Source organism: Lacticaseibacillus manihotivorans DSM 13343 = JCM 12514 (assembly GCF_001435035.1).
Taxonomy (GTDB): domain Bacteria; phylum Bacillota; class Bacilli; order Lactobacillales; family Lactobacillaceae; genus Lacticaseibacillus; species Lacticaseibacillus manihotivorans.
Genome location: NZ_AZEU01000282.1, coordinates 1 through 11686, shown reverse-complemented (window position 1 = coordinate 11686; position 11686 = coordinate 1). Strand labels below are relative to the sequence as shown.

Here is an 11686-nt window from a genome sequence, read left to right as displayed (position 1 = left end):
AACGCCCTACGAAGTTTTCTATAATGAGACTTTGCACTTAATTTGACAATTCACCGCCTGAAAAAAGACTTGGAATTTGCCAAACGCAAACACGTGGTGCAACAATGAAACCAGCTCACAAAAAGTTTGTAATCAGTCTTGAGTTATGATAGTATTTTAGTTTGTGAGTATGTGACGTTTTTTCGTCACCGACTCCTTGCCCAGAAGACTGGGCCAAAGTCCATAAGGAGGTGAAATGTCAATGGCTACGACCAAGTATGAAATTACCTACATCATCCGTCCTGATATGGATGAAGCAGGCAAAGCTGCGCTGATCGAACGTTTTGACAATATTTTGAAGGAAAATGGTGCGACCATCATTGATTCCAAGGATTGGCAAAAGCGTAAGTTCGCATACGTAATCGGCAAGTACACTGAAGGTGTTTACCACATCGTCAACTTAACTGCTGATGACGCTGCTGCGATCAACGAATTCGACCGTTTGTCCAAGATCTCTGGCGATATTCTTCGTCACATGATCGTCAAGCGCGAAGATTAATTTTTCGCTGTATAGAAGGGGTGCGTAGGGATGATTAATAGTGTTTCTTTAACCGGCCGCTTAACGCGTGAAGTCGAGTTGCGCTATACCCAAAGTGGGATTGCCGTCGGCCGTTTCACGCTGGCAGTTGATCGTCAGTTCTCCGGAGCCAACGGGCAACGCGAAACAGACTTCATCAACTGTACCATCTGGCGTAAAAGTGCCGAAAACCTCAGTAATTTCACGCGTAAAGGTTCCATGATCGGCGTGATGGGTCACATCCAAACCGGTCAATATACCAACCAACAAGGCCAAACGGTTTACACGACGGATGTCGTCGTGGAGAACTTCGCCTTGCTGGAATCGCGTGCGACGACTGAAGCTCGGCCACAAGATGCCACTGGGAACAATCAAAACAACGGCAATAACTACCAAAACAACTTCGGCGGGGGCCAACCAGCACCTGCGAATAACTTTGGTGGGAGCCAAAATACGGCCCCAACCACACCATCATCCAACAATGGTGGCAACAATAGCCAACCGAACTTTGGTGCTAACAATAATAACGCCAATAACAATACTGCTGATCCGTTCGCCAATAACGGCCAACCGATCGACATTTCGGATGATGATCTGCCGTTCTAGAATCTTTTGAAAAGGAGTGACATTCATGGCACAACAACGCCGTGGTGGCCGTCGTCGTCGCAAAGTCGACTTCATCGCCGCTAACCATATCGAATATATCGATTATAAAGACACTAATTTGTTGGAACGCTTCGTTTCCGAACGTGGTAAGATTTTACCTCGTCGTGTGACGGGTACTTCCGCCAAGAACCAACGCAAGTTAACTGTTGCGATCAAGCGTTCCCGGATTATGGGTCTGCTTCCATTCGTTGCGGAAGACTAATTTGGTTTTCTAAGACCTGCCATTGCGGTGGGTCTTTTTTGTTACCATAAAAATGCTGATTTTGGATTATTTGATTGTTTATAGGAGACTGCTAAATGGCCTATGCGTACTTGTTGACACGCCTTTTAAGTGAAGATCACCTTTCTCAAAAAGCCTTGGCTGATGCAATTGGTATTGCCTCGGCAACACTTCGGCGCTTATTGAATGACCAAGCCCCAAGTGCGGCGACCAAACGTAAGCTTGAGGCTTTTTTCAAGCAACGCCAGGCCCAAGAACAATGGGTGATCTACTTGGACGAAAGCTTTACGCAGCGTTCAGAGCGCATGTATGTCAGTGCGACTTTGATCAAAAATTGCGATCGTGACATGAAAGTATTTCGTGAGGTCGTTTATCCCAATCAACAAAGTCTTAAAAAAGAAAGCAAGGCGGTCGGGAAATCTAATGATACCGTACGCTTGATTTTACAAGCGTTAGTGGCAGACCCAGCGCAGCGCTTTATGAGTTTAGTGCAAATGCCACCGATTCCTTTGCTATATCCCACTGGTTTAGCAGTGCTCCATCCGTATTTGCAACTGTTAGCGGCAATTTTCACGTAAAAGCCTTTAATTGGGACTGTGCGGGTGGTGTTAGATGAACGCAGTGACTTTATTCCAGCAAGCTTTAACCGCGCGGCGCAAAGCTTACAAGCGTATCTTGCGCCTTATTACGCCGTGGTCCCGAATATTATCATGACGCAGAAGAACTCCAAGTTATCCCTGGGGATTCAAAGTAGTGATTTTATTGCCAACGGGGCGGTGAAGTTCACGCCTGAACAGATGCAAATATATGGAGTGCAAACTTTGCAACTTTCAGCGGCCGAACAAATGGCACTGACGCGGCAGCTGCTGGGGATGCGTGATGATCCTAGGGCCGTTAATAACATTGTGCGGCAACTCAAACGCCTGTATACGTTAGTTGAAAAAGTCACGCAACTTTCGATTTTGCCCTTACCCTTGGCTTTGGCGACTAAGCGTCAAATTGAGCCGATTATCTTGGCGCTACCCAAAAAAGCCAAACAAATCGTTGCCTCGCTTCCATTAGAAACTTGGTATGATTTGTTGGCTGTCTTGGCAATTATCTTAAGTCATGTGGAACTGTTGGATGCGCAAGTCAATATGTCCAAGCAATCGCTTAAAATTATCGACCGTTTGGAAGTGAGTTGTCAGTGGTTATTTGAGGTGTTGGCAACGAGCTAGTCTTTTTCGTATAAAGTCCTCATCATGATTGGTAATGTGGCTACTAACGGTAGCTATCATAATAGCGAAATAAATAAAACATCTGTCGCAGCGGTGCAAGGCGACAGATGTTTTTGAACGGTACAGACAGAAAACTAGGCTACGGACCGATTAACTGCCTGTGACGAATAGAGAATGTTAGATTTATAAGGTTTCACCATTCGTGGTGATGACCTTTTGATACCAATAGAAAGAATCCTTGCGAGTGCGTTTCAAAGTCCCGCGACCTTGATCATCAAGATCGACATAAATAAAACCGTAGCGCTTCGACATCTCACCAGTAGAGGCGGAAACCAAATCGATACAACCCCAAGGTGTGTAACCGATGATATTGACACCATCGGCTAAGGCATCTTGAATTGCTTTGATGTGAGCACGTAGGTAATTGATCCGATAATCGTCGTGAATCTGGCCATCAGCTTGGACGGTGTCTCGAGCACCAAGACCGTTTTCAACGATGAACAGTGGCACTTGATAACGATCATTCAATTCATTAAGGGCAATACGTAAGCCAGTGGGATCAATTTGCCAACCCCATTCGCTGGCACTTAAGAAAGGATTTTTAACGCCACCCATTAAATTGCCAGAGATGTTTTCAGTAACGCGGCCGGTGGCATCGATTGCACTGGACATATAATATGAAAACGAAATAAAGTCGACGTGGTATTTCGCAAGTAATGCCAGTTCGTCAGAGGTTCGATCTAAATCAGATTCGGTAAAGCCATTTTCTTTAAATAATGCAGGCGCATAACTCGGATAATGCCCACGAACTTGAACATCGGCACAATAGAAATTAAAAGCTTGATTATGTTTCAAGTTGGCGAGCTGATTGATAGGATCCGCATCATAGGCATAACTGGTGGCATAAATGATCATGTTACCAACTTGTGCGTCAGGATTAGCTTCGTGGGCCGCTTTAACAGCATAAGCACTCGCAACAAATTGGTTGTGCCAAGCTTGAAAGATGTTACGTGGTTCATTGGCCCCGTTTTGTTGAATCAAACCTTGACTCAACACTGGAAAATGCGCGGCGCTGTTAATTTCATTAAAGGTCAGCCAATAATGAACACGATCACTGTAGCGCTTAATCACTGTTTCGGCGTAATGCTTAAAAAATCCGATCAATTGTTTGTTTTTCCAACCACCATAATGTTTAGCCAGATAAAGCGGCATTTCGTAGTGAGATAAGGTAATGACTGGTTGGATATGGTGCTTCACACATTCTGTGATGACTAGATCATAAAACTGCAAACCAGCTTCATTTGGTTCTTGTTCGTCGCCTTGAGGAAAAATTCGTGACCAAGAAATCGAGAATCGGTAGGCTTTAAAACCCATTTCAGCAAACAAGGCAATATCTTTTTTGTAGTGATGATAAAAATCGATACCTTGGTGATTAGGATAAACGTATTGTTGTTCATCGATGGTCCAATCAAAGTTTGGTCCAGCAATGATCGCCATCCGTTGCTTGCCACCAGGTAAAGCATCGTCAACTGAAAGGCCACGACCGTCTAAATCGTAGCCACCTTCAAGCTGATTAGCGGCAGTTGCGCCGCCCCATAAGAAATTTTCTGGGAACTTCATTGATTACTCCTTTGAATTGTTGACATTTACTTTGATAAACTTGATTAGGCAAGTTGTTTAATTTGGCTAGTCCAGCGATTGATTTGATTCACTGAGCTTTCAACTGAGATCTTTGGTTGATATTGATTGGGAATCGGTAAAGGTGAAAAATGATCTTTCCCACCATTTAAGGCCGCACCAACGCCAGAAAGCTCTTGAATACCAGAAACTGCCACTGTTTGTTGGGTCAGATCAGCCAAGCGTTGCATGAGGTAATGATTGGCGATCATCCCCCCATCAACATGGGCGACTGGCACCATTTTGGGACTATAAGTCGCGAGTAAATTAATGATATCAGTGATTTGATAAACCACCGCGTCTAATCCAGCGCGCACAATTTCATTAGCACCGGTTAACATGGTCATCCCTAAAAAAGCAGCCTTCAGATGTGGCCGATTATAAGGGGCTGCCATCCCTGAAAATGCTGGGATCAACATCGTGGTATCACGAGGATTAGCGGCTTGGGCCATCGTGTCAGTGTCTGTTGGTGAATCGAACAGATGTAAATGATCTTTGAGCCAAGTAATCAAAGCACCTGAGTAGTTGACGTTGCCTTCTAACACATAAGTGGTTTGACCATTGCGTCGCCAAGCAATTGAGGTATTTAAGTTTGGCGCTTGAATCAATTTAGTCCCAGTATTCACCATAATTGAAGAACCAGTCCCAAAGGTGATTTTGTACTGACCGGCTTGCAAGCAATGTTCTGCAAATAAGGCCGCTTGCGAGTCTCCTAAAATACTGATGATCGGAATCGGCGTCGGTAAAGCACCGAATAAGTCAGTGAAGCCAAATTGCGCGTTAGAGTCACAGATTTGTGGCAGACTTTCTTGATGAATACCAAACGCTTGGCATAATTTATCGTCCCAACTACCAGTCGTTAACTTCATCAATTGTGTCCGACAAGCGTTACTCGGTTCTGTCTTAAATGCTACACCGTGGGTCAACTTGAATACCAGCCAACTATCCATTGTGCCGAGGCATAAATCGCCTAACTGTTGCGCCTTTTCAACGGCTTCATTGTGTTGAATGAGCCAGGCCCATTTGGCGGCGCTGAAATAAGGTGATAAGGCCAAACCAGTCGTTTGTTTGATCGTTTTGAAGGCGGGATGATTGCAAAGCGCATCAACTAAATCAATGGCGCGATTATCTTGCCAAACAATGGCGAGGTCCAAGGGTTTGCCAGTTGAACGTGTCCAAGCAGCGGCGGTTTCGCGTTGATTGCTGATGGCAACGCCAGTTAAAGTTTCGCCTTGTAATTGCGATAATGCTTGCGTAGTCAAAACTTTGAGATTGGCTTCGATTTCATCTAAGTCATGGCTGATCCAGCCTTGGTCACTGATAATTTGACGATGTTTTTTAGTGGTTTTATACGCGATAGTACCATCTGGACGGACTAATAAAACTTTGGTACCTTGCGTACTTTGATCGATTGCTAATGTGAGTGCCATAGTCGTTACCTCAACCAGTGTTTGATCTTTTCAGTCACACTAGTAGCATCCATGCCGTAATAGTTGAAGACTTCAGCTTGAGTCCCGGCAATCACCGGCTCATCAGGAAAACCAATGATATGAACTTTGGTATCGCCGCGTGGGGCTAAGGCTTCAGCTACCGCCGATCCTAAACCGCCATAAAGACTGTGTTCTTCCAAGGTCACAATGAGATGTGTCTGATCGGCGACCTGGTTAAGGGTGGCTTGATCCAATGGCTTTAGCGATACAAGATCGATTACTTGCGCATGGATACCAAGCTGATTCAGCTGAATCGCTGCTTCATTGGCAATCGCCAAAGTTTCACCCATCGCCACAATCGCGACGTCTTGACCATAATTACTTAAGATATTCGCCTTACCAGGCTTGGTGAAAGCCTGCGTAACATTCGGATAAAGGGTTGGTAACGCGACTTTGCCGATGCGCACATAAGCTGGATTTGGTGAAGTGGCCAAATAGCGCATGAGCCCTTGCGCCTGATGTTCATCAGCGGGCATATAGATTTCAAGATTAGGAATAGCCCGAGTAATTGCCAAGTCTTGCAGAGAATGGTGGGTGGCGCCTAAAACGCTATAAGAGTTACCCCCAGAGATCCCAATTAATTTCACGTTGCTATTGGAGTATGCCACATCGACTTTTACCTGTTCGATACTGCGCATGGTTAGAAATGCTGCCGGCGCAAAAACAAAGGGACGTTTGCCACTATGCGCCAACCCGGAAGCGACGGTGACGGAATTTTGTTCGGCGATGCCGATTTCAACCAGTTGATCAGGATGCGCGTCGACAAAAGGATTTAAAGCAGCTGATCCACGTGAATCACTGGTCACTGCCAAAATGTTACGATCATGGTTTGCAGCCTCAATTAATTCGGTGCAAAGGACATCGCCGATTTTTTTCGTATCTGTCATTTGCTTAATCCTCCAATCACGGTTTGTAATTCATCGATGCCTTGTTGATATTCGTCGGCAGTTGGGACGCGGTGATGCCAGCTGGCTTGGTTTTCAGCAAAACTGATCCCTTTACCTTTGATCGTATCAGCGAGAATCAGTCGCGGTTTGTTGGTGTTATTTTCTGCAGTTAAAACAGTGACGATTTGGTTCATATCGTTGCCGTCGATTTCTTGCACATCAAAACCAAATGCGGCATATTTTTCAGCCAAGGGTTCACTATTCATCACGGATTCAGTTGGCCCACTGATTTGTAAGCGATTGTGATCGATGATCGCCGTTAAGTTGTCGAGGTGATAGTTACCGGCTGCCATGGCTGCTTCCCAAACGGAACCTTCAGCTTGTTCACCATCGCCCATTAAAGTGAAGACGCGATAATCACGTTGGTCAAGCTTGGCGGCTAAAGCCATCCCGACACTTAAACCTAAGCCATGGCCAAGCGATCCAGTATTCATTTCAATGCCATTGATGTGGTTGGTGGGATGGCCGATATAAGGTGAATTGAATTGCGAGTAGGTGAGCAGATCTGCTTGAGGAAAATACCCAGCATCCGCCAAAACGTTATATAAAATTTCGACAGCATGGCCTTTGGATTGAACGTAGCGATCACGATTGGGATTGGTGAAGGTTGCAGGGGTTTGTTGCATCACGTCGTTGTATAACGCGGTTACAATATCCGCACAAGAAAGATCAGAGCCGGTATGACCAGTTTTAGCACGATAAATCATTTGCCAAGTAGCTAAGCGCATTTGTGCGGCTTTTAGTTGCAGTGCTTGAATATCCAAAATCATCCCTCCTTATTTGATAATACTGGTGATGTCGCCACGCAGGTATGCCGCCACATCGTCTTCGATTGGATCATAGTAATCTGGGGTAACGCCTAAATACTTGCAGGCTTCTGCAAGCACCGGCACAACGTCATCTCGAACCGCAGCGATGTGGTGAATGTATGGGCCATAGACAAGCTTGGTTTCAAAACGGTTGAGGTTGGCGAATTCTAGCCATAAGTACGTGCCTTGTTCATAAGGACCAGGGCAAGACTTCGCATTGCCTAATAGCAACGAATACTTCCCGTTATCGCCGTCAAAGCGGCAAAGCGTATAGTCGCCATCTTGAGCTTGTAAGGCCACACTGCCAGGATAATCAAAGACGAAATGTGATGGTGGTAGTACAGGCTTGTTCTTAGCCGTTGAAAACGGAAAGACGCCGAGATGTTGTAAGAGTTCACCATTAGGATTTTCAGGGTGACGACAGTTAACATCGGCAAATACTGCGCGATGTTCACCCATGGTAGCTGCTTCCACTAAGAGTTCAGAAATGACGCCATGGATGTCAGTTTCACAAGTGACGGGAGTGCCTTCATCTTGAAGCATGGATTCTGAAGCATAAGGTAAGATCCCGATTTCATCTTGCAAGGCAGTCCAGCATTGAATCGCGCCGGCGTTGCAACCGTATTGGGTCATTTTGTTTGATAACGCCACTTTTAAGGCTGCGACCATATCCAAATCCGTGTCACTGATTTGAATTTCGGCAAATTGTTGGAACTTTGCCACGGTTTTGGCGATTTCTGGATCTTGTGTTTTTTGCAGGCGATGAATTTCTTGAACCAGTTCGGTCATTGGAATTGGAGAAAGTGAAATATTGAAGCGTTCAAGCAGTTCGCCTTCATTGACCATCGTTGACCAGAAGTCGAATGGCCGTGGCCCTACTTGTAAGATGCGCGTGTTTTTGAAAGTTTTGACGATGTTGCAAACTTTGATGAAGTCATTAACACCACGTTCAAACTCAGGATCGTCAATATCAACGTTTACCAGATAAGTAAATGGAATTTGGAAGCGGCGCAAGACTTTTCCAATTGCAAACAAGCCGCATTGGGTATCGCGTAAGCGTGAACCATCAGCCGCAGGGGCTTCATCTTTTGGCCCCCATAACAAAACAGGAACGTTTAATTTCTTAGCCAAGCGGGCACATTCATACTCCGTTCCAAAATTTTCATTGGCCAAAAACAAACCATTAATGTGAGCAGCTTGAAACTTTTCTGCGATTTGATTCATACCAGCATCGTCATAAAGCAGGCCGTCATTATTGACATCTTTGATATCGACATAGTCAATGCCCATTGCATTGAGTTTGTTACGTGTTAAATTGGCAAACTCAATTGCCGCATCAGCAGAGAATATGTTGCGGCGAGTCGGTGCAAAACCTAATTTAATAGATTGGGTCATTTTGCCATCTCCTAAACTAATTTGTTTGTTTACAAAACTTAGTGTATTATTTTAGTTGACGAAACGCAATAAGTTTTGCAAAGTTTTCGCTAATTTAGTATTCTTTTAGTGAGCACGAAGGGAGTGGCTGTGATGGCTTTAAAAATGAGTGATATCGCCAAGATGGCGCAGGTTTCTAAATCGGCGGTGTCGATCGCCATCAATGGAAAAGAAGGCATCAGCGACGAAACGCGGCAAAAAATCTTGAAGATTATTGCTGAACAAGGCTATACACCGTTACGCAAGAGTCGCAAGGCTGAAGAAGATGGTATTGGGGAAGTTACCTTTTTGGTGGTGACCACCAGTGGTTTAGTTCAAGGGGATTATCGCAGCCTACCATTCTTTAATAGCTTGATTTCCGCGTTATCAGCAGATGTGAGTCAACTAAATGGCAGTTTGCGTACCGTGACGGTTCAAGGCGATGAGTTAGCCGACCGCATCGAAAGTGTCGCAAACTCTAGTGATAATGGGGTTTTAGTGCTAGGTACTGACTTAACTCAAGAACAGGTCTTGCTGATCAAGCAATATGTGCCAAATGTGGTCTTTTTGGATACGTATTTTGAAGATATCATTGCCGACTTTGTCACGATGGATAATTACCAAGGGGCGCGGTTAGCAGGGCGGTATATGTTGCAACAAGGTTATACGGATATCGGGTATTTCGCCTCAGATAAGTTAATGTCAAACTTTAACGAACGCCGGCGGGGATTCCGAGTTGCATTGGCTGAAGCGGATCTGCGAATCGCAGAAGAACATTTCTACTATGTTTCACCAGGCCAAAGCTCGTCAGCGGACTTCGACCTAGCTGATTTAGGACCGAAGTTGCCAGCAGCAATCTTCTGCGAAGATGATTACATCGCCATTCGTTTGTTGAAAGCCGCGCAACGTGCTGGAATTAGAGTGCCAGAAGAATTAGCAATTATGGGCTTTGATGATATTTATGAAGGTACCTTGGTTTCGCCAGAGCTATCCACGATTCATGTACCAGTTGATCAAATGGCACAACAAGCTTTGCACCAACTCCAAGGGCAAATGCATACAACACACTGGAATCCACAGAAAACTTTGGTTGCCACTATCTTAGTTAAACGGCGGTCTCTATAATAAAAGAAAACCAGGTATGAACGATTCTGTTCATACCTGGTTTTAGTTTAGTTTTAATATAGTAAATTATGCTTGACTAGATTTAACACCAGTGATAATTTAAAGATGTTAACAAGGAAAACGGATTCACAGTTCAATTTAGGTACTGTGACATTCGTGCAGCTGCAAATTTTACGTTTCATAGGAGGTGGCTTCATGCTTTCCACGAAAGGCACACAATTTTTTCAGAATGGGAAACCATTCTTCTATTTAGCTGATACCTGTTGGAGTGCGTTTACTAATATCACTTTAGAAGAGTGGCAGTATTACTTAGATTATCGTGAACAGCAAGGATTTACTGCGATTCAAATGAATATATTGAGCCAATGGGATGCAAGTGGATCAGACTTGGACATTTTGCCGTATCCGATTACGCAATCTGGTGCACATTACCAATATGATTTCTCAAAACCAAATCATGAGTATTTTGATCGGGCAGAACAAATGGTAGCCGCAGTTCAAGCACACCACATGGTACCAGTGCTGGTACTGCTTTGGTCGAACTATGTACCTGGAACTTGGTCCGCGAATATGAACATCAATAATCAAATGCCATTTGATGAAATCAAACCATATGTTTCGGCTGTGACTGAACGATTCAAAAAATTCTCGCCTATTTATTTTGTGAGTGGTGATACTGATTTTCCAACAGAAGAAACAGTGAATTACTATCGTGAAGCATTAAAAGTTGCCAAAGTCCATGATGCAGGGGCCCTTTATGCCTGCCATATTAAAGGACGATTAGCAGAAGTGCCAGCCGAATTACTTAATCAGCTTGATTTCTTCTGTTACCAATCGGGACATAATTTAGCAGGTCAAAATACGGCTTATACCATTCCAAGTGCTTTGCGCGCTCAGGGATATCAGAAACCTATTATTAATGCAGAACCTTGTTACGAACAAATAAGTTATAGTCGCAATCTATATGGACGCTATGATGCACGTGACGTTCGTCAGGCTTCCTGGAGCTCGGTATTATCAGGGGCCGATGCAGGGATTACGTATGGCGCCCATGGTATTTGGAGCTGGCATCGATTGAATCATTCATTTGGTATTGTTCAAGGAGAAGGATTTGATGCACCCTTTGATTGGCGAGATGCGCTACATTTTGATGGTGCAAATGATATTGCTTATCTCAAGACAATCATGGAACAATATTTTCCAAATGGTGCAACAGCGGTTCAAACAAAGTTACATTGTGAAGAGAGTATTCGTATTTCAGTAAATGAAAATCGTGATCGATATGCAATTTATCTACCCACTAATACGATACTTGATCTGAATCCTTTGAAAATTACTAGCACGAATGCGTCAGCGTATGTGATTGATTTAAACAAGCGGCAACAATATCCATTGAAATTTACAGATTCAACGCACCTTGCCATGAGTCGGTCTGAAGCCGATTCAGTCATCATTGTCGATATTAAGGGGGCATAACCATGACCGATGAACAATTAGCGCAACAAATATTAACCCCGCGTTTTACAATCAAGTTAGCCACTATCGTTAGCACTCAGACAAAATAAA

Annotated in this window: 12 protein-coding genes; 7 read left to right on the top strand and 5 right to left on the bottom strand. The window is 44.3% G+C overall.

Annotation, left to right across the window (positions count from 1 at the left end; translation table 11 throughout):
* Window positions 1-241 precede the first annotated feature (241 nt).
* The 5 genes from rpsF to FD01_RS13900 all read left to right on the top strand — a co-directional run bounded on the left by rpsF (window position 242) and on the right by FD01_RS13900 (window position 2659).
* Window positions 242-538: a 30S ribosomal protein S6 gene (rpsF, locus tag FD01_RS13920; RefSeq protein ID WP_054718326.1), complete on the top strand. Its 297-nt coding sequence runs from the start codon at window positions 242-244 to the stop codon at window positions 536-538.
* Window positions 539-568: 30 nt separating this feature from the next.
* Window positions 569-1162, top strand: coding sequence for a single-stranded DNA-binding protein (gene ssb / locus FD01_RS13915; RefSeq protein ID WP_054718321.1), 594 nt, complete (start codon window positions 569-571; stop codon window positions 1160-1162).
* Between the two features lie 25 nt (window positions 1163-1187).
* The gene (gene rpsR / locus FD01_RS13910) at window positions 1188-1424 is read left to right on the top strand and encodes a 30S ribosomal protein S18 (RefSeq protein WP_054718320.1); all 237 of its coding nucleotides are present in this window, start codon (window positions 1188-1190) and stop codon (window positions 1422-1424) included.
* Window positions 1425-1519: 95 nt separating this feature from the next.
* A complete protein-coding gene (locus FD01_RS13905; protein ID WP_056964882.1) occupies window positions 1520-2020 on the top strand; it encodes a helix-turn-helix domain-containing protein in 501 nt (166 codons plus the stop codon).
* Window positions 2021-2047: 27 nt separating this feature from the next.
* On the top strand, window positions 2048-2659 hold the full coding sequence (locus FD01_RS13900) for a hypothetical protein (protein WP_152164601.1): 612 nt from the start codon (window positions 2048-2050) through the stop codon (window positions 2657-2659).
* A gap of 183 nt (window positions 2660-2842) precedes the next feature.
* On the opposite strand, the gene FD01_RS13895 is transcribed toward FD01_RS13900, so the two are convergent.
* From FD01_RS13895 to FD01_RS13875, 5 genes are read right to left on the bottom strand one after another with little or no spacing between them, the layout of a single operon-like run.
* Complete coding sequence (locus FD01_RS13895; protein ID WP_056964878.1) at window positions 2843-4279, bottom strand: glycoside hydrolase family 1 protein; 1437 nt, start codon at window positions 4277-4279, stop codon at window positions 2843-2845.
* Between the two features lie 44 nt (window positions 4280-4323).
* Window positions 4324-5766 carry an FGGY family carbohydrate kinase gene (locus tag FD01_RS13890; RefSeq protein WP_056964876.1) on the bottom strand — a complete coding sequence of 481 codons (1443 nt, stop codon included), beginning with the start codon at window positions 5764-5766 and terminating at the stop codon, window positions 4324-4326.
* Between the two features lie 5 nt (window positions 5767-5771).
* Window positions 5772-6713, bottom strand: a complete 942-nt coding sequence (locus FD01_RS13885; RefSeq protein ID WP_054718305.1) for a transketolase family protein — start codon at window positions 6711-6713, stop codon at window positions 5772-5774.
* The gene (locus tag FD01_RS13880) at window positions 6710-7537 is read right to left on the bottom strand and encodes a transketolase (RefSeq protein WP_054718302.1); all 828 of its coding nucleotides are present in this window, start codon (window positions 7535-7537) and stop codon (window positions 6710-6712) included. The genes FD01_RS13885 and FD01_RS13880 overlap by 4 nt, the downstream gene beginning before the upstream one ends.
* Before the next feature lie 12 nt (window positions 7538-7549).
* Window positions 7550-8977 carry an L-fucose/L-arabinose isomerase family protein gene (locus tag FD01_RS13875; protein ID WP_054718299.1) on the bottom strand — a complete coding sequence of 476 codons (1428 nt, stop codon included), beginning with the start codon at window positions 8975-8977 and terminating at the stop codon, window positions 7550-7552.
* A gap of 132 nt (window positions 8978-9109) precedes the next feature.
* Between FD01_RS13875 and FD01_RS13870 the strand changes: the two genes are divergently transcribed.
* Together FD01_RS13870 and FD01_RS13865 are read left to right on the top strand one after the other, a co-directional pair.
* On the top strand, window positions 9110-10120 hold the full coding sequence (locus tag FD01_RS13870; RefSeq protein WP_056964874.1) for a LacI family DNA-binding transcriptional regulator: 1011 nt from the start codon (window positions 9110-9112) through the stop codon (window positions 10118-10120).
* A gap of 195 nt (window positions 10121-10315) precedes the next feature.
* Entirely contained in the window at window positions 10316-11596 is a 1281-nt protein-coding gene (locus tag FD01_RS13865) for a glycoside hydrolase family 140 protein (protein WP_056964872.1), read from the top strand.
* Window positions 11597-11686 lie beyond the last annotated feature (90 nt).